Source organism: Mesorhizobium sp. LNHC209A00, assembly GCF_000502915.1.
Lineage (GTDB): Bacteria > Pseudomonadota > Alphaproteobacteria > Rhizobiales > Rhizobiaceae > Mesorhizobium.
Window position 1 is genome coordinate 242048 of record NZ_AYWT01000007.1, and the last position, 17955, is coordinate 260002.

Genomic DNA, 17955 nt, shown 5'->3' on the forward strand with positions numbered 1-17955 from the left:
CGGGAGACCAGGCGTCCTGCTTTTCGATCAACGCAATCGGTTTTTTCGGCTCGGACATTGTCGGCCTGGGAGAGCGCTTTCAACCGCGCGGCGACGAGGAGGAGTGGTTGTCGGCGACGCTTCCGGCCTGCCGCAGATGGCAGCCGGCCTGTCGCTTCTGCGCCAGATATTCGTCGATCAGCTGGCCATAGCGCACTTTGCCGAAACTCGGGAAATGGCCGCCATGGACGACCGAGACGTCGAGATCGCGCATGGCGAGCAGCGTCGCCATGTAATCTGGTATGTCCGAGTGGTAGACATCGTCGATCAGCGGGCCATCATAGATGATGTCGCCGGACAGCAGGATGCCGGTCTTCTTCTCGTAGAGCGCAATGCCGCCCGGCGAATGGCCTGGCGTGTGGACGACCTCGAAAGCCCNGGATGCCGGTCTTCTTCTCGTAGAGCGCAATGCCGCCCGGCGAATGGCCTGGCGTGTGGACGACCTCGAAAGCCCGGTCGCCGAGATCGATGATGTCGCCATGCGCGAGCATACGGTCGGTCGGCGCGGGCTGGATGCGATAGCGCGCCGTGTCCCAGCCCCGCGGCAAGCCATCGAACATCTCTTCTGTCGCATAGGTGCCGGCAGCGGTCCATTCGTTGCGCGGATCGGCCAGGATTGCCGCTTCGGCCGAATGCACGCAGCGATCGGAAAACTCATGGTGGCAGCCGATATGGTCGAAATGCGTGTGGCTGGCAACGCAGGTCAGCTTGCGTTCGCTGACCAGGGACACATGGGTGCGCAGGCTGAAATGACCGAGGCCGGTGTCCAACAGGAGATCGCGGTCGCGTCCGCGCACATGCCACATATTGCAGCGGAAGAACGGTTTTATCCATGGCTCGTGGATCAGCGTGATGCCGTCGCCCATGCGGATTGTTTCGTACCAGTCCGGTGCCTCGATGACCGCAAGCATACTCATGTTCAATCCGTCAGCACGATGATCTGGTCGGTATCACACGAAATCGCGACCCTGTCGCCCGCATGGACGATGGCGGTTGCCGGCAGCTTGGCGACAAACCGCAGGGAGGGCTCTTCGACGGAGGTCGCCAGCACGCGCTTGAAACTACCCTGGAAAACGACGTCGCTCACATCAGCCTTGCCGAGCTTCGTGCCAGCCGACACAGCGCCAAGCACAAGGTGCTCAGGGCGTATCGCCAGTGCGGCGGTAGACCCCAACGGCAAGGCACTGGCTAAGGAAACCGGTCCGACCGGTGTCGTGACGATGCTCGTCATGTCCATGGTCTCGATGACAGTGCCGGCAAGGATCGTGCTCTCGCCCATGAACGTTGCGGAAAAACGCGTCGCCGGCCTCGCATAGACGCGCTCGGGCGGCCCCTCGTCCTCGATGCGGCCGTCATTCATCACCACGCAATGGTCGGCCAGCGCCATCGCTTCTTCCTGGTCATGAGTGACATGGATGAAGGCGGTGCCGACCCGCTTCTGGATCGCCTTCAATTCGTCTTGCATCTGGCGGCGCAGTTTCAGGTCGAGCGCACCGAGCGGCTCATCGAGCAGAAGCACCGCCGGCTCGATCACCAGCGCCCGCGCCAGGGCGACGCGCTGGCGCTGGCCACCGGAAAGCTGGTGCGGTTTCTTGTCGAAGGCGGTGGCGAGACCCACTAGGGTCAGGGCTTCGCGCGCTTTTGCCGCCCGCGTCGCGCCGTCGATACCTTGCATGCGCAGGCCGAAACCGACATTGCCGCCGACGCTCATATGCGGGAACAGCGCATAATCCTGGAACACTGTCGTCGTCGGGCGTTTGGCCGGCGGCACCGAGGTGCAGTCCTGACCGCGGATGAGAACCTTGCCTTCGCTCGGATTGACAAAACCACCGAGAATGGAGAGCAGCGTCGTCTTGCCGGAACCGGATGGTCCAAGCAGGATCGTATAGCTGCCGGCGGCTATCGTCAGCGAGACATTCTTCAGCACGGGATGTTGGCCGAAGCGGTGCGAGACGTCGCGGATATCGACCAGGGGCGAATTCATGCCGGCTTTCTCCGCAGCAAGGTCAGTTCGAAGAAAACCACCAGCACGATCGAGACGGCAAAGACCAGCGACCCGACCGCGTTGGTCTTGGGGTTGAGGCCGGAGCGCAGCAGGTTCCAGATCTCCACCGGCAGCGTGGTCTCGAAGCGCGTCAGCAGGAAGGATATCACGAACTCGTCCCAGGAGAAGGTCATCGACAGGAAGAAGCCGGCGAAAATGGCCGGCGCCATGACTGGCACGGTGATCAACAGCAGCACCTTCCATTCCGGCGCGCCGAGGTCGCGCGCGGCGCGCTCGATGTTGATCTGGTGGTCGCCCAACTGGCTGTAGATGATGGCGAAGCACAGCGGCAGGTTGATCACGACATGGCCGATGCCTGCGGCAAGCAGCGATTTCGGCACGCCGGCCCAGTTGAACAGCACCAGCAGCCCCATGCCGATGATGAGATAGCTGACGGTGAGCGGCAAGGTGATCAACCCACGCAGCAGGCCCGAGCCTGGCAGGACGAAGCGCGCGAACCCCCAGGCCGACAGGAAGCCGAGCACGACCGCTACAGCCGAGGAAAGCACCGCGACCAGCAGCGAATTGACCAGCGCCGAGGTCAGCCGGCTATCGGAAAGAACCGCCTCGTACCAGCGCAGCGACGGGCCCGTGAACGGGGGAATGGGGAAGGACGTCGACTGGAGCGAGAACAGCACCAGCACGACGACCGGCAGGAAGATGAAGCCGTAGACGGCAAGCGCGTAAATCCAGGAAGCGATGCGGGCAATGCTGCGCATGATCAGGTCCGCTCGATCTTCAGCCAGCGGGCGCAGGCGAGGTAGGCGATGGTCACGACCGCCATCAGGATGATCGACAGCGCCGAGGCCAATGGAAAATCGCCGCGCCGGCCAATCTGCATCATCACCAACTGCGGCATCAGAAGCTCGTTGTTCCCGCCGAGGATCTGCGGCGTGATGTAGTCGCCGATGCACAGCACGAAAGTGAGAAAAGCGCCGACCATGATGCCGGGCAAGGTCAATGGCAGGATGACATGCAGGAAGGTGCGCACGGGTCCGGCGCCGAGATCTGCGGCGGCCTTGCGGTAACTGGGGCTGAGCTGCTTCAGATTGGCGAAGATGGTCAGCGTCAAAAGCATGACGAAGAAATGCACGAAGCCGGTGACGGTGGCCAGGCGCGTATTGGCGAGCTGCAGCGGTTCGGAGACCATACCGATGCCAGTCAGCGCCCGGTTGATGACGCCGTTCCGCGCCAGCACCAGCAGCCAGGAGTAGGAGCGCACGACATAGGAGGTCCAGAACGGCAGCACGGCCAGCATCAGCGCCAGCCGCTGCCAGCGTTCAGGAACCTGTTCGGCCAGAATCCAGGCGAAGGGATAGGCAAGCAACACGGAAGCCACGGTGACGATCGCCGTCACCTGCAGCGAGTTCACCATCGCCTGCCAGTAGGCGGGGTTGTTGAAGAATTGGCTGTAGTTGGACAGGGTGCCCCCGCCGCCCTCCTGCGCGGTGAAGCTCGAAAGCCCCATGGCGACGAAAGGCAGCACGAAGAAGAGAAGCGTCCAGCCGACTGCCGGCGTGACCAGCGCCCAGGGAAGGGCGCGGCCTGTCCGCGCGCCCTCATTGTTTCCCGCAGCGCTCATCAGCGTATCGGCTCACTTGGCCTGCAGCATTTCGGTCCACATATCCTGCATCTTCTTGTCGAGTTCGGCATTCGGCGACGGATAGGCCTGCGCACGGGCGAGGAAGCCGGGCTGCTCGTCGAAACGCAGGACCTTTTTCTGGTCATCGGTCAACGCGGCCTTGGTGTTGGACGGCATGCCCCAGTAACAGGACGAGGTGGCGAGCCGTGCCTGGCCTTCGGGGCTCAGTATGTACTGGATGAATTTCAGCGCCATGTCCTTGTTCTTGGAATCCTTGAACATGGCGAGCGACTGCGACCACAGCACCGCACCTTCTTTCGGAATGGAGAAGTCCAGCGCCGGGTTTTCCTTGGCCAGCCCCGCCGTCACCCATTCGCCGCCGCCGACCAATATGTCGACCTCGCCGGTCGCCAGCGCGGTCTGGCTGGCTGTGACTTCACCGACCAGCTTGGCATTGGCCTTCATCTTGAGCAGCTCTTCCTTGAGCGCGGGCAGGTCGGCATCGGTGAGATCGGCCGTCTTCTTGCCGATGGCCAATGCCGCCATGCCGATGACGGGGAGATAATAATCGTAGATGGCGACCTTGCCCTTGTATTTGTCGCCGCTCAGCGACGCCAAGGATTGCATGTCCGCCGGGTCGACCTTTGTCTTGTTGAAGCCGATCGTGTTGTAGCCGAATTTTTCGGTGATGCCGTAGCGCTTGCCGCCGACAACGGTCGAGCCGTCCATCTTCACCTGCGGGAAGAGGTCGGCGAACGGCAGCTTGTCTTCCGGCAGCGGCTCGAACAGGCCTTTCTCGACGCCGCGCGGCACGTCGATGCTATCGATCACCATCACATCCCAGTCGCCGGGCTGCGACTGCTCGACGATGGCCAGCCCAGCCCCGGTGCCTTCGAATTCCTTGACATTGACCTTGACGTTGTTGGCCTCCTCGAAAGGCTGCAGCAGCGCCGGATCGGAATGGTCGCACCAGATCAGCGCGTTGAGATCGGCGGCGTCGGCAAGGCTGCCCGCCGCAAGCAGCAATGCCGTGGCGGCGGACGCGGCGTACAGCTGGCGCTTCAGGATTGAAAGCGCATTCCTGGATTTGAGGGCCATCGAGTGTTCTCCTTGCCTTCGTGGCTTCTTGCAAAAAATTGAACCAATTCTAAAATTGAGTCAATTCTGTTTTCGTGGCAAGAGGCTGATATGAGCGGATTGCGGGCAAGGCAAAAGGCGGATCGTCACCGCCGCATCATAGAGTCGGCGGCGGCGCTTTTTCGCGAGGCCGGCTACGAGGGCGCCAAGATCGAGACGATCGCCGCGCAAGCCGAAGTCTCGATTGGCACCATCTACAATTACTACCAGAACAAAGGCGACATTCTCGGCGCCATCGTCTCGATGGAAGTCAACGAGGTGCTCAATGCCGGGCGCGGCGTGGTCGCCCGGCCGCCCGCCAATGTCGGCGACGCGCTGGACACGCTGATCGGCATCTATATCGAGCACTCGCTGAACTATCTCAGCAAGGAGATGTGGCGGCAGGCGATGGCGATATCGACGCAACTGCCCGACAGCCCGTTCGGCCAAAGCTACACTGGCCTCGACCGCTCGCTTACCGAACAGATCCGCGCGCTGATCGCCCGGTTGCAGGAGATCGGCCTTGTGCGGCAGGATATCGACGGCACGGCGCTCGGCGAACTGATCTTCAACAACATGAACATGATGTTCATCGAATTCGTGAAGCGGGACGACGCCAGGATACCGGAGTTGAGGGCCGCGATACGGCGACAGAACCGGATATTGGTGGCGGCGATCGGAGTGTGAGGCGTCAGGAGTAGGCAGGAGAAGTCGTCGCTTCGGCATCGGACGGCGTCTTACGCGATGATTGCCCTTGAGTTGAATTTGAAATCTGATACAACCTAGAGGAGCATAAGAAGGAGAAGTGTAAATGGGGACGTTTTCTATCTGGCATTGGGCGATCGTGCTGCTGTTGATCGGCGTGCCTGTTGTCTTTGCTGTCCGGTCGGCAGCAAAGCCGTCACAAAATCCTGAGGTTCTTGTGGGCTTCGGTGGCTGGCTGATGCTGCTGGCTATCGGCCAGACATTGTCACCGCTGCGCACGCTCGCCCATTTCGCCAATTCCGCCGACGGCTACCAGAAAATCATGACCCTCCCAAACGGCTCTCTGGCTGTGTACGGCGAGGTTGCCCTCAATCTGGCGTTTCTGGCGCTTCAGCTGGTGGTGCTGGTTTCAATGCTGCGGCGAAGCCGTCGATTCCCGCAATTGTTTCTCTGCCAATGGATTGCAATTCCCGCTGTGTTTATCCTCGATACGATCTGGACTTCGTCAATTCTGGGCGTTCCGGTGAACGAGGTGCTCGCAGGCGACGCGCTGGCGACACCCATAGCTTCGTTTGTGGTGACCGGCATCTGGGCCGCTTATATCTATAAGTCTGTGAGGGTGAGGAATACGTTCACCAGGACGAACGTGTCGGCCCAGATCGCGAGCGCTTCGTAGAGGTTGTGGCGATCGTAATCGCCCCACACGGGGGTTTCGGAGGACACTCCTGCGTCAAGGGACTCGGGGTGGCCCGCCACCCGGAGCTCGAAGAGAGTAGGCTGGTGCCCCCGGACGGAATCGAACCGCCGACCTTCGGTTTACAAAACCGCTGCTCTACCAGCTGAGCTACAAGGGCACGGCGCTCCGGTTAGCATATTTGTTGCGCCAGTAAAGACAAAACTCCGTTTTTGGGCATCAGCTGTGGTGGATGATGCCATAGCCGCATGCTGAAATCTGGGAACGCGCTTCTTACATCAGGGTAAGTGCAATGCGCTGAACGGAGTGTCGCATGATCAGGCTTGTCGTCATTCTCCCTATCGTCGTCGTGGCGTGGATGCTGCTGGTGAAGCTCATCAGCGATGTGAAGAAGGCCAATGTCGACTGGACAGGTGTCACCACCATCATCGGCTTTATCGCGCTCGCCTTCTGGCTTCGGCATATCACCGGCATGGGCTGAGTGGGTGAGTAGTAAGTAGTGAGTAGTGAGTAATTGCTACCGGTCATGGCGTGAGCCGGTACTGCCTACTCTGTTTCGCCAACAGTGCGTCAAAAAATCTCCAGATCTGTCGAACCTTTTGCCGCGGCGCGCCGACTGATCCTCGGAGGCGAATTGTCGCCTCGATCAGAGATCCAGGAGGTCATCATGTTCAAGCGCAGTTTCGTTTCCGGCATCGTCGCAATCGTCGTCGCAACCGGCGCGCTCGCCGGCACGGTTCAGTCCTCGTCGGCTCATGGCATGCATCATCATCATCGTCATTTCGACGACTACCTCTACTACCAGGATTACCCGGACTATCCCGATTACTGGTGGGTCTATGGCCATCACCATCATCGTCACCACCACCGCCACATCATCCTCTATTGAGCGCAGCCTGGCGGCTTGATTGAAAACCAATCCAGGATAGGGCGGCTTCGGCCGCCCTTTTCTCACTGATACGGCGCCTCCTGTCGCCGTCACGGACGATGACCGATCGGCGCAAGGTGCCTGAAGCGCCGGAATGGATGATCAACGCCGGCGAGGGTCGCCGCGCCTTTTAGGCAGCGAATTCCTGCTACTTCGAAAAAATCAAAAACCCGTCGAACCTTTTTCCTTGCCGCAACGACAGATCATCAAGAGGCGGATGGCTCGCCTCTCCAAACCAAGCAAGGAGATCATCATGTTCAAGCGCACAGTCGTTTCCGGCCTCATCGCCACCACCGTCGCCGCCGCCGCTTTGGTCGGCACCGTCCAGCCCTCGGCGGCCCACTCGCATCACCACGGCCTCGGCATCGGCATCGCCGCCGGCGTCGGCGGTTTCGTTCTCGGCAGCCTGCTTGCCCAGCAGCCGCCGCGCACCGTCTATGTCGATGAAGATGGCGGTTCCTGGCACGTCCGCCGCTGCTTCGATCGCTACTCCAGCTACGACCCGGACTCCGACACCTATATCGGCCGCGACGGCTACAGCCATTACTGCCAGCTCTGAGTGGCGACGGGCGACTGGAAAGAGGGGTTGCGAGGCAGCCCCTCTTCGTCGTTTGAAGACCGTCTTTCTAGAGATGCATCTTCGGGTCGGGGATCGGCAGACCGGCCGCGCGGCAGGTGCCGCCAATCTGAAGCCGGGCAGCCTCGGTTTCGTCGCCCATCGCGACCAGTTCAAAGCGGCTTGAAGCATCCGGGTAGACCTTGGCGATGAACGGCTTGTCGCCGACGCCGGACGAGGTTTTGGCATTGACGGTGCCGCAGACCACGATCTCCTGGCGGCCATCAAGAGTTCGCTCGCCTGCGAGCATGGTCCCGAACCTGGCGGAGGCCGAATCCGGCAGCCTTTGGCGGATACCGCCCGTGATGATCTCCTCCAGCGCGAGTGAGATCGGAATGGGATTGACCCGCTGGTCGCCGGCATCGGATCGTGGTGCCACGGCCACGCATCCGCACAGCGAAATGGCGAGCAGAAGCTGAACCACTTTCCTCATTCGCCCCCTTTCGCATGCATTCGAGCGCGACGGCAAGACGGTCAGATCCCATGCATCCGGCGGCATACAGATTTTCGGCGCGTCTAGTCTATCCCTTGATCAGCCTGCCTTCGAGCCGCCGATCATTTTCGTCACTTCGGCCGCCGCGTCGCGCACCAGCGGGCCGATCTCGGCCAATCGCTCGGGCGTGACCCGCACCGTCGGCCCGGACACGGAAACGCCGCCGATCGGCTCGCCATACTCATTGAAGATGGCGGCGGCCACGCATCGCATGCCGGGATGGCGCTCCTCGTCGTCGACCGACCAGCCGCGATGCTTGATGACGGCCAGATCGTGGGCGAGAGCGGAGATGTCGGAAAGGGTCTTGTCGGTATAGCGCTGCAGGCCCGCCTTGCGTAGGATGGTTCCGACGCGCTCCGGTTCGAGATGCGCCAGCACCGCCTTGCCGATTCCCGAGGCATGGAAAGGGCTGCGCGTGCCCGGCCGGAAGAAGGCGCGGATCGCCTGGTGCGTCTCGACCTGGTTGACGAAGACCACGCAATCGTCCTCGGCGACGCCGAGATTGGCGGTCTCGCCGGTCTTCTCCATCAGTTCCTGCATGACGATGCGGGCGCGGTCGACCAGCTTGCGGCGGCGCAGGAACGCCGCGCCCATGCGGTAGGTCTCGACGCCGATCGACCAGAGCTGGTCCGATGTATCGAATTCGACCATGCCGTGGTTTTCGAGTGTTGTCAGCATGCGGTAGGCGGTGGAGGCGGCAAGCCCGCTCTGCGCCGATATCTCGCTCAGCGACAGGCCGCTGCCTTCCGCGACAATGGCCAGGATACGCAAGGCCCGGTCGAGCGACTGCACCGAGGCAGCTTCGGCCGGACCATTGAAGGCGCGCGGGCGGCCACGCTGACGTTTTTCGCTCGTTTCCATGGGCAGGCATTCTCGACCGTTTCTCCCAAGATGCAATGAAAAAGTTTTTCACGAAATTCTCGGTGCAAATCCTGGAAAAGGGAAAATGCAACAATATCAGATGGTAAAAGCCGCTTTCTAGAAATGAAAAAATATTTTGAAAAAATTGAAAAACCAAGAAGCCGGTGACATCCTTAGCCATCCAACAATGATTTCGTGGAGGCTGGAAATGGCCAGGATGCGTGCTGTCGATGCTGCGGTTCTCGTTCTCGAAAAGGAAGGCGTCTCCTGTGCCTTCGGCGTGCCGGGTGCGGCGATCAATCCGCTGTACTCGGGATTGAAGGCGAGGGGCACGATCCGCCATGTCCTCGCCCGCCACGTCGAGGGCGCCTCGCATATGGCTGAGGGCTATACCCGCGCCAAGGCGGGCAATATCGGCCTCTGCATCGGCACGTCGGGGCCGGCCGGCACCGATATGATAACCGGGCTCTATTCGGCCGCGGCCGATTCCATTCCGATCCTGTGCATCACCGGACAGGCGCCGCGCGCGCGGCTGAACAAGGAGGATTTCCAGGCTGTCGACATCGCCGCGATCGCTGCGCCCGTCGCCAAATGGGCGGTGACGGTGATGGAGCCCTATCTGGTGCCGATGGCGCTGCAAAAAGCGTTCCATTTGATGCGCTCGTCGCGGCCGGGTCCGGTGCTGATCGACCTGCCGGTCGACGTCCAACTGGCCGAGATCGAGTTCGACATCGATGCCTATGAACCGCTGACCCCATTCAAGCCGGCGATGACGCGCGCCCAGGCCGAAAAGGCGCTGGCGATGCTCAACGCGGCCGAGAAGCCGCTGATCGTTGCCGGCGGCGGCATCATCAATGCCGACGCGTCCGACCTGTTGATCGAGTTTGCCGAGATCACGGGCGTTCCGGTCATTCCCACGCTGATGGGTTGGGGCGCGATTCCCGACGATCACCGGCTGATGGCCGGCATGTGCGGGCTGCAGACCTCGCACCGCTACGGCAACGCCACCATGCTGGAAGCCGATTTCGTCTTCGGCATCGGCAACCGCTGGGCCAACCGTCACACGGGTTCGGTTGATGTCTACACCAAGGGCAAGAAATTCATCCATGTCGACATCGAGCCCACTCAAATAGGCCGTGTCTTCGCCCCCGATCTCGGCGTCGTTTCGGATGCGGGGGCGGCACTGAAGATGCTGCTCGATGTCGCGACCGAGTGGAAGACGGCGGGCAGGCTGCGCGACTGGTCGAGCTGGGCCAGGGAATGCCAGGGCCGCAAGAAGACGATGAAGCGCAAAACCCATTTCGAACAGGTGCCGCTGAAGCCGCAGCGTGTCTACGAGGAGATGAACATGGCGTTCGGCCGTGACGTCACCTATGTCACCACCATCGGCCTGTCGCAAATCGCCGGCGCGCAGTTCCTGCATGTCTACAAGCCGCGCAACTGGATCAATTGCGGCCAGGCCGGCCCGCTCGGTTGGACCTTGCCGGCCGCACTCGGCGTGCGCGCCGCCGATCCCGAGCGCACCATCGTGGCGCTGTCGGGCGACTATGATTTCCAGTTCATGATCGAGGAACTGGCGGTCGGCGCGCAGCACAAGCTGCCCTATATCCACGTCGTCGTGAACAATGCCTATCTCGGCCTCATCCGCCAGGCGCAGCGCGGCTTTTCGATGGACTATGAGGTCAGCCTTGCCTTCGAGAACATCAACCGGGCCGACGATCCGGAGGCGGGCTATGGCGTCGACCATGTCGCGGTCGCCGAGGCGATGGGATGCAAGGCGGTCAGGGTGCGCAAGCCGGAGGAATTCGCCGGCGCCTTCAAGCAAGCGCAGCGGTTGCTGAAGGAACACCAGGTTCCAGTCGTGCTCGAATTCATTCTCGAACGGGTCACCAACATCTCGATGGGGACCGAGATCGACAAGATCACCGAATTCGAGGACCTTGCCGAACATCAGGAAGACGCGCCGACCGCGATCGTGATGCTCGACTGATTTTGTTTGAGCATCGGATTATCCCAAAACCTGTTTCCACTTTTGGGTCCGATGCTGCAGGGAGAAAAGGAATGCCGCGTTTTTCAGCCAATCTGTCGATGCTCTTTGGCGAGCATGATTTCCTCGACCGTTTCGATGCCGCCGCCCGCGCCGGCTTCAAAGGGGTCGAATATATCGGCCCTTACGATCATCCGCCCGAGGTGGTCGCCGCCCGACTGAAGAAGAACGGCCTGACACAGGTGCTGTTCAACCTGCCCGCCGGCGACTGGGCCAAGGGCGAGCGCGGCATTGCCGTGCTGCCGGACCGCGTGCCGGAATTCCGCCAGGGCATTGCCAAGGCGATCACCTACGCGCAGGCCCTTGGCTGCGGGCAGGTCAACTGCCTGGCCGGCATCGCGCCAGCCAACGTCGACCGCAAGGTGCTGGAGGATGTCTTTGCCGAGAACCTGGCTTTCGCGGCGGAGAAACTCGACCAAGCCGGCATCAAGCTGCTGATCGAGCCGATCAACACCCGCGATATCCCGGGCTTCTTCCTCAACTACTCGGACCAGGCGCTGGCGCTGATCGACCGCGTCGGCTCGAAGAACCTATACCTGCAATATGACATCTACCACATGCAGATCATGGAGGGGGATCTCGCCCGTAAGATCGAGGCAAACCTCGGCCGCATCGCGCATATCCAGCTTGCGGACAATCCCGGCCGTCACGAGCCGGGTACGGGCGAGATCAACTATCCCTTCCTCTACGAGCATATCGACCGGATTGGTTATTCCGGCTGGATCGGCGCGGAGTACAAGCCGAAGGCAGGGACGGAAGCCGGTCTGGGGTGGTTCAGGGAACTGACCGGGCAGGGAAGTGCCGCGGCGTAGCCGTCGGAATTTCGTAGAACTCGCGTTCGCGCCCCCTCTGCCATCTCCCCACGAGGGGGGAGATCGAAATGCATCACGGCTTTCGCCAACCTCCGACGTTGCAGGGGCGAGCGACGCGCCGAAGCTGCCAATCTCCCCACCTGTGGCGAAGATGGCTGGCAGGCCAGAAGGGGCGCCACAGAACGCGGCCTAACAAGGACGGAGAACACACATGGAAACTATCGGCTTCATCGGGCTGGGCATCATGGGTGCGCCGATGGCGGGGCATCTGCTGGCGGCCGGCTACAACGTCATCGCCAGCGACCACCGCTCAAGACCACCGGCCGATCTCGTCGCCAAGGGTCTGAAGTCGGTCGCCGGCCATGCCGCCGTCGCGAGCGCCGCCGAGATCATCATCCTGATGGTTCCCGACACCCCGCAGGTGGCCGATGTACTGTTCGGCGACAACGGCGTCGCGTCCGGACTGACAAAGGGCAAGCTGGTGATCGACATGAGTTCGATCTCGCCGATCGAGACCAAGGAATTCGCCAAAAGGATCAACGATCTCGGTTGCTACTATCTCGACGCGCCGGTTTCCGGCGGCGAGGTCGGCGCCAAGGCGGCTTCGCTCACCATCATGGTCGGTGGTGAGGAACCAGCCTTCGAGCGCGCAAAACCCGTGTTCGAGAAAATGGGCAAGAACATCACTTTGGTGGGGCCCAATGGTGTCGGCCAGACCACCAAGGTGGCCAACCAGATCGTCGTCGCGCTGACCATTGAAGCCGTCGCCGAAGCGCTTGTTTTTGCATCGAAAGCGGGGGCCGACCCAGCCAAGGTCAGGCAGGCGCTGATGGGCGGGCTGGCCGCCTCGCGCATTCTCGAAGTGCATGGCGAGCGCATGGTCAAGCGCACCTTCGCGCCGGGCTTCCGCATCGAACTGCACCAGAAGGACCTCAACCTGGCGCTGGAGGGAGCAAAGGCGCTTGGTGTGTCGCTGCCCAACACTTCGACCACCCAGCAACTGTTCAATTCCTGCGCCGCCAATGGCGGCGCGAAGGAAGATCACTCCGCGCTGGTCAGGGCGCTGGAGCGGATGGCGAATTTCGAAATCGGCAGGGAGGCAAAAGAAATCAAAGCGGCATAGGTCGGAAGAGGGCGGCTCAACGTTCCCAAGCCGTCAACTTCTGTCTTAACCCAGCAACGGGTTCCGGCAAGCATCGCCGGGACCCGTTTTGATTTCTGGCGGGAGGCGCTTGCCGCTTCCTGTCAGCCGCGCTTCAGAAATGCCCGCGCCGCATAAAGGCTCACCGCCGCTGCGTTCGAGACATTGAGCGAGCGGATGGCGCCGGGCATGTCGAGGCGGGCCAGCGTCGTCACCGTCTCGCGCGTCTTCTGCCGCAGGCCCTTGCCCTCGGCGCCGAGCACCAAGGCGATCCTGTCGCCGGCAAAGCTGGTTTCGAGCTCAGCCGGCCCGTCCGAATCGAGCCCGATGGTCTGGAAGCCCGCTTCGTGCAACTGGCCGAGCGCATCGGCGAGGTTCTTCACCTCGACCTGATCGATATGCTCAAGCGCACCGGAGGCGGATTTTGCCAGCACGCCTGACTCCTGCGGGCTGTGGCGCGCCGTGGTGATCAGCGCGCCAGCGCCGAAAGCGACCGCCGAACGCAGGATGGCGCCGACATTGTGCGGGTCGGTGACCTGGTCGAGCACCAGCACCAGCCTTGTGTCGCCAAGTGCGTCGAGGCCCTTGGGCTTCAGCGGCTCGGCCTCGATCAGCACCCCCTGGTGCACGGCGTCCGATCCGGTAATCTTGTCGATGTCCCTGGGTTCGACCAGTTCAGCCCTGAAGGGCAGGGCGGCGAGATCGGCGATCTCGAGCCGTTCGGCCGCATTGCGCGTCACCAGTATTTTCTTGATCCGGCGGCGGGGATTGTCGAGTGCCGCGCGCACCGTATGCAGGCCATAGAGCCGCACCAGCCCGTTGGCAACGTTTTCGCCTGGTGGCACTGGTTGCCGTGGCTTGAACGCCGGCGCGCCGCCGCTCTTCTCGTCGCGAAAGGCGCGGCGCAGCTTGGCGTAATGGGTGTCTTTGGGAGTGTTGGAATTGTTGCTCATGGCCGGCTTCTATAGCCGTCTCCTCCGGCCAAGGATATGCCCTGTCGCCGCAGCCGGCGAACAACATCGAAAAACCGTGGCCGCGCGGTTGACACCCAATGGCCTTGCCGCCATAAGGCGCTTCGCTGGTTTCGGAGAAGACATCTATCTCGGGTCCGGATCGGCAAGAATGCCTCGTTGCATGGCTCCGGCGGCAGACTGGAGAGGTGCCCGAGTGGTTAAAGGGGACGGACTGTAAATCCGTTAGCTTAGCTTACGTTGGTTCGAATCCAACCCTCTCCACCACTGCCGGCCCGGAAGCCTGAACGTAAGGATCGGACCGAAAAGGGCATGGCGCTTTTCGGGTGAATCCGGTACTTCAGTGCAAGGTGCGGGTATAGCTCAGTGGTAGAGCAGCAGCCTTCCAAGCTGAATATGCGGGTTCGATTCCCGCTACCCGCTCCAGATTTTCAGCGACACAACCGGCAAGCCGAAACACCGCGCGGCAGGCGCGCAGCGCTTCAGGCATTGGTGTGCGCCGCGTCAGCTGTTGAAGGCGGAGGCGACCTGGTGCTGTTGCGGTACCTGGCCGTTCGGGGTCAGCTTGTCGACGATGCCGGGCAAGGCGGCCGATAGCTGCTTGAGCAGCTCCTGCTCGTCGAGCCCCGTCCTTTGTGCGATCTCGCGAATGACCTGCGGTCCGATCGCGTTGCCCAGCTCATTGGCGTTGATCGACTGGTTCTGCCCGGTGCCGACCCAGGAGTCGGCGACGTTGCCATGGCCGGCGTTCTTGAGCTTGTCGAGCAGCCCGCCCAGTCCCCCGAGCAGCCCACCGTCACCTGACCCGGTTCCGACGGGCGTGGGATCGGCGGGCGCGGGCGCTTGAGCCTGGTCCGGCTGTTCGGCGCTTCTGCCGCTCAGCATCTTTCCAACCAGCAGCGCACCGAGCGCGATCATCAGCGGTTTGGTGATATTGCCGCCGGGAACGGCGTTGTCAAAAAGTCCCATAGTGGATCCTCCATCTCAACCAAGCCTAGCCCGCCTTCAACAATGGCGCATTCGGGCGGAATTTCAAGCTGGCTTGAGCTTTTGACAATCATATGAAAATGTCCGGTTGGCGGAGGAATGGAGAGGAAAAAATGGGTATCATCAGCTGGATCATTCTCGGCGTCATTGCCGGGTTCATTGGCAGTAAGATCGTCAACAAGACCGGTCAGGGCATGATCATGGATATCGTGCTCGGCATTGTCGGCGCCATAGTTGGCGGCCTGATCTTCAGCGCCTTCGGTGCTTCGGGTGTGACCGGTCTCAACATCTATAGCCTGATCGTCGCCGTCGTGGGCGCCGTCGTGGTGTTGTGGGCCTATCATCAGTTCGCGGGCAAGCGGACGATCTAGTCGCGATCGGCAGACTATCGGCTGCCGAATCCTGAATTGCGATGATCCGCCGTCGGTGCTGCCTGCACTTACGGCGTTGGTCTGGTTATATGCCGGTGCGCCGCCGCGGATCAGGCGACCACGGCCAGCCGACGCTTGCGCTGGTCCAGCGACACGATGGTCAGCCCGCTGGCGACAACCAGCAGGATCCCGCAGACCGCCAGTGCATTGGGGAATTGCCCGAACACCAGCAGGCCCGAAATGACGGCCCAGACCGTGAAGCAGTAGTAGAACGGCGCCACCGCGCCGGTCGGCCCGACGCGATAGGCCATGAAGATGAAGAAGTGGCCGAAGATCAGGAAGAAACCGGCTCCCGCCATCAACATCAGATGGTGCGCCTCCGGCGCCACCCAGCGCTCGGAAACCAGATGCGCGGCGCCTGCGCCGATCAGGACCACGACGACCGCCGAGATCGCCACGATCATTCCTGGCACTTCGGCGGCGATCTTGCGGCCGGCCAGATCGCGCGCGGCTGCGAATGTCGCGTTGCCGAGCGCCAGCAAGGCGTAGACCGAAATGCCTTGCATGGTCGGCTGCGCCACCATCAGCGCACCGATGAAGCCCAGCCCGATCAGCGCCATGCGTTGGCCGCCGATACGCTCGCCAAACAGGATCGAGGAGCCGACCAGCATCAGCAGCGGCGTGATCTGCCCCAACGCGGTGGAATCAGCGATCTGCATGTTGGCGAGCGCGACGACGTAACAGAGGATCGCCGCCAGTTCGAGGAGGTTCCTGCGCAGCACCCGCCTGTCGAAGATCAGCGGGATCTGCTTGCCGTAGCCGAGCGCAAACAACAGCGGAAGGCCCCACAGCGTTGCCGCGGCACCACGTAGGAAGAGCACTTCGTAGGAGGGCAAACCCGACGTGGCGAGCTTCATCATCGTGTCGTTGACCAAATACGACCCGGTCGAGACGATCATGAACAGCGGGCCGCGAACGGCAGTCGGGATGAAATGCATCGGCGCAGGAAATCAGACGCGGATCGCCGCCGCAATGGGCCATGAACCGCTGATAAATCCGACAGCGACTGACGTGCAGGCCTGAGCAATCCTCGCTTCGCTCCCTCGGTTTTCGCCCATTCCATTTTCAACGGCGGATCCCTATATCAGCGCCATATCCCCGCAATCGGATCATGGGTTCTGGCCGAGTGAGATGGCGCCCGGGCAAAAGACGCTTGTGTTTTTTGGCCTTTGTCGCTAATCGCCCCGCATTCGACTGAACTGAAGGTCCAGGCCGTCCAAGGAAAGAGACTATGGCAAAAGGTAAATTCGAGCGCACCAAGCCTCATGTGAACATCGGCACGATTGGTCACGTCGACCATGGCAAGNATGGCAAAAGGTAAATTCGAGCGCACCAAGCCTCATGTGAACATCGGCACGATTGGTCACGTCGACCATGGCAAGACGTCGCTGACGGCGGCGATCACCAAGTATTTTGGCGAATACAAGCGCTATGACCAGATTGATGCGGCGCCCGAAGAGAAGGCGCGCGGCATCACGATCTCGACGGCTCACGTCGAATACGAGACCGCCAACCGCCACTATGCCCATGTCGATTGCCCCGGCCACGCCGACTATGTGAAGAACATGATCACCGGTGCCGCGCAGATGGACGGCGCGATCCTGGTCGTGTCGGCCGCCGACGGCCCGATGCCGCAGACCCGCGAGCATATCCTGCTGGCCCGTCAGGTCGGCGTGCCGTCGATCGTGGTGTTCCTGAACAAGGTCGACCAGGTCGACGACGCCGAGCTGCTCGAACTGGTCGAGCTCGAGGTTCGCGAATTGCTGTCGAAGAACGAATTCCCCGGCGACGACATTCCGATCGTCAAGGGTTCGGCGCTTGCCGCTCTGGAAGATTCGGACAAGAAGATCGGCGAGGACGCGATCCGCGAACTGATGGCTGCGGTCGACGCTTACATCCCGACGCCGGTTCGTCCGCTGGACAAGCCGTTCCTGATGCCGATCGAGGACGTGTTCTCGATTTCGGGCCGCGGCACGGTCGTCACCGGCCGCGTCGAGCGCGGCGTGGTCAAGGTCGGCGAGGAACTGGAGATCATCGGCATCCGTCCGACGACCAAGACGACCTGCACGGGCGTGGAAATGTTCCGCAAGCTGCTCGANCTGCTCGACCAGGGTCAGGCTGGCGACAACATCGGCGCGCTGCTGCGCGGCGTTGACCGTGAAGGTGTCGAGCGCGGCCAGGTTCTGGCCAAGCCGGGCACGGTGAAGCCGCACAAGAAGTTCGTGGCCGAAGCCTACATCCTGACCAAGGACGAAGGCGGCCGTCATACGCCGTTCTTCACCAACTACCGTCCGCAGTTCTACTTCCGCACGACCGACGTGACCGGCATCGTGTCGCTGCCGGAAGGCACCGAGATGGTGATGCCCGGCGACAACATCACGGTCGATGTCGAGCTGATCGTGCCGATCGCCATGGAAGAGAAGCTGCGCTTCGCCATCCGTGAAGGCGGCCGCACCGTCGGTGCCGGCATCGTCGTCACCATCAAAGA

Annotated in this window: 19 protein-coding genes, 3 tRNA genes and 2 pseudogenes; 13 read left to right on the plus strand and 11 right to left on the minus strand. The window is 61.8% G+C overall.

Annotation, left to right across the window (positions count from 1 at the left end):
* Positions 1-79: 79 nt before the first annotated feature.
* The 5 genes and pseudogenes from X739_RS01000000166325 to X739_RS146670 all read right to left on the minus strand — a co-directional run bounded on the left by X739_RS01000000166325 (position 80) and on the right by X739_RS146670 (position 4763).
* Positions 80-956, minus strand: a pseudogene (locus tag X739_RS01000000166325) (MBL fold metallo-hydrolase).
* A gap of 2 nt (positions 957-958) precedes the next feature.
* On the minus strand, positions 959-2023 hold the full coding sequence (locus tag X739_RS146685) for an ABC transporter ATP-binding protein (RefSeq protein ID WP_023795137.1): 1065 nt from the start codon (positions 2021-2023) through the stop codon (positions 959-961).
* Entirely contained in the window at positions 2020-2802 is a 783-nt protein-coding gene (locus X739_RS146680) for an ABC transporter permease (protein ID WP_023783934.1), read from the minus strand. Before X739_RS146680 ends, X739_RS146685 begins: the two co-directional genes overlap by 4 nt.
* A 2-nt stretch (positions 2803-2804) precedes the next feature.
* Positions 2805-3665, minus strand: a complete 861-nt coding sequence (locus X739_RS146675; protein ID WP_023795138.1) for an ABC transporter permease — start codon at positions 3663-3665, stop codon at positions 2805-2807.
* A gap of 12 nt (positions 3666-3677) precedes the next feature.
* On the minus strand, positions 3678-4763 hold the full coding sequence (locus tag X739_RS146670) for a spermidine/putrescine ABC transporter substrate-binding protein (RefSeq protein WP_023795139.1): 1086 nt from the start codon (positions 4761-4763) through the stop codon (positions 3678-3680).
* 90 nt (positions 4764-4853) lie between these two features.
* Here X739_RS146670 and X739_RS146665 point away from each other — a divergent pair, with 90 nt between their 5' ends.
* On the plus strand, positions 4854-5468 hold the full coding sequence (locus X739_RS146665) for a TetR/AcrR family transcriptional regulator (RefSeq protein WP_023773066.1): 615 nt from the start codon (positions 4854-4856) through the stop codon (positions 5466-5468).
* A 124-nt stretch (positions 5469-5592) separates the two neighbouring features.
* Positions 5593-6162 carry a DUF2569 family protein gene (locus tag X739_RS146660; RefSeq protein WP_023795140.1) on the plus strand — a complete coding sequence of 190 codons (570 nt, stop codon included), beginning with the start codon at positions 5593-5595 and terminating at the stop codon, positions 6160-6162.
* A 102-nt stretch (positions 6163-6264) separates the two neighbouring features.
* Here X739_RS146660 and X739_RS146655 read toward each other — a convergent pair.
* Positions 6265-6340 (minus strand) — tRNA-Thr (locus X739_RS146655).
* 153 nt (positions 6341-6493) lie between these two features.
* Between X739_RS146655 and X739_RS1000000168230 the strand changes: the two genes are divergently transcribed.
* The 3 genes from X739_RS1000000168230 (at position 6494) to X739_RS146645 (ending at position 7667) form a co-directional block, all read left to right on the plus strand.
* Positions 6494-6661, plus strand: coding sequence for a hypothetical protein (locus X739_RS1000000168230; RefSeq protein ID WP_023773064.1), 168 nt, complete (start codon positions 6494-6496; stop codon positions 6659-6661).
* 186 nt (positions 6662-6847) lie between these two features.
* Entirely contained in the window at positions 6848-7069 is a 222-nt protein-coding gene (locus X739_RS146650; protein ID WP_023795141.1) for a hypothetical protein, read from the plus strand.
* A gap of 292 nt (positions 7070-7361) precedes the next feature.
* Positions 7362-7667 carry a BA14K family protein gene (locus tag X739_RS146645; RefSeq protein ID WP_023773062.1) on the plus strand — a complete coding sequence of 102 codons (306 nt, stop codon included), beginning with the start codon at positions 7362-7364 and terminating at the stop codon, positions 7665-7667.
* 67 nt (positions 7668-7734) lie between these two features.
* On the opposite strand, the gene X739_RS146640 is transcribed toward X739_RS146645, so the two are convergent.
* Both X739_RS146640 and bhcR read right to left on the minus strand, forming a co-directional pair.
* On the minus strand, positions 7735-8157 hold the full coding sequence (locus X739_RS146640; RefSeq protein WP_023773061.1) for a hypothetical protein: 423 nt from the start codon (positions 8155-8157) through the stop codon (positions 7735-7737).
* A gap of 99 nt (positions 8158-8256) precedes the next feature.
* Positions 8257-9078, minus strand: coding sequence for an HTH-type transcriptional regulator BhcR (bhcR, locus tag X739_RS146635; RefSeq protein WP_023773060.1), 822 nt, complete (start codon positions 9076-9078; stop codon positions 8257-8259).
* 208 nt (positions 9079-9286) lie between these two features.
* Between bhcR and gcl the strand changes: the two genes are divergently transcribed.
* From gcl to X739_RS146620, 3 genes and pseudogenes are all read left to right on the plus strand, one after another.
* Positions 9287-11068 carry a glyoxylate carboligase gene (gene gcl, locus X739_RS146630; RefSeq protein ID WP_023795142.1) on the plus strand — a complete coding sequence of 594 codons (1782 nt, stop codon included), beginning with the start codon at positions 9287-9289 and terminating at the stop codon, positions 11066-11068.
* 71 nt (positions 11069-11139) lie between these two features.
* Positions 11140-11937: a 2-oxo-tetronate isomerase gene (otnI, locus tag X739_RS146625; RefSeq protein WP_023773058.1), complete on the plus strand. Its 798-nt coding sequence runs from the start codon at positions 11140-11142 to the stop codon at positions 11935-11937.
* A gap of 208 nt (positions 11938-12145) precedes the next feature.
* Positions 12146-13060, plus strand: a pseudogene (locus X739_RS146620) (2-hydroxy-3-oxopropionate reductase); the annotation flags it as partial.
* A 122-nt stretch (positions 13061-13182) separates the two neighbouring features.
* On the opposite strand, the gene X739_RS146615 reads toward X739_RS146620, so the two are convergent.
* Positions 13183-14031, minus strand: a complete 849-nt coding sequence (locus tag X739_RS146615) for an RNA methyltransferase (protein WP_023795144.1) — start codon at positions 14029-14031, stop codon at positions 13183-13185.
* A gap of 200 nt (positions 14032-14231) precedes the next feature.
* On the opposite strand from X739_RS146615, the gene X739_RS146610 reads away from it, so the two are divergent.
* Together X739_RS146610 and X739_RS146605 are read left to right on the plus strand one after the other, a co-directional pair.
* A tRNA-Tyr gene (locus X739_RS146610) sits at positions 14232-14316 on the plus strand.
* Positions 14317-14401: 85 nt separating this feature from the next.
* Positions 14402-14475, plus strand: a tRNA-Gly gene (locus X739_RS146605).
* Between the two features lie 78 nt (positions 14476-14553).
* Here X739_RS146605 and X739_RS146600 read toward each other — a convergent pair.
* On the minus strand, positions 14554-15018 hold the full coding sequence (locus X739_RS146600) for a YidB family protein (protein WP_023773055.1): 465 nt from the start codon (positions 15016-15018) through the stop codon (positions 14554-14556).
* Positions 15019-15149: 131 nt separating this feature from the next.
* On the opposite strand from X739_RS146600, the gene X739_RS146595 reads away from it, so the two are divergent.
* Complete coding sequence (locus X739_RS146595) at positions 15150-15407, plus strand: GlsB/YeaQ/YmgE family stress response membrane protein (protein ID WP_015318000.1); 258 nt, start codon at positions 15150-15152, stop codon at positions 15405-15407.
* Positions 15408-15517: 110 nt separating this feature from the next.
* Here the strand turns inward: X739_RS146595 and X739_RS146590 are convergent, their stop codons facing one another.
* Positions 15518-16366 (minus strand): DMT family transporter, encoded by an 849-nt coding sequence (locus tag X739_RS146590; RefSeq protein ID WP_348524179.1) that lies wholly within the window; start codon positions 16364-16366, stop codon positions 15518-15520.
* Here X739_RS146590 and X739_RS1000000170630 point away from each other — a divergent pair.
* Entirely contained in the window at positions 16311-16490 is a 180-nt protein-coding gene (locus X739_RS1000000170630) for a hypothetical protein (RefSeq protein WP_245273901.1), read from the plus strand. The genes X739_RS146590 and X739_RS1000000170630 overlap by 56 nt on opposite strands.
* 284 nt (positions 16491-16774) lie before the next feature.
* Positions 16775-17955, plus strand: a 1181-nt coding sequence (gene tuf, locus X739_RS146585; RefSeq protein ID WP_023795145.1) for an elongation factor Tu, incomplete at its 3' end; no start/stop codon positions are given.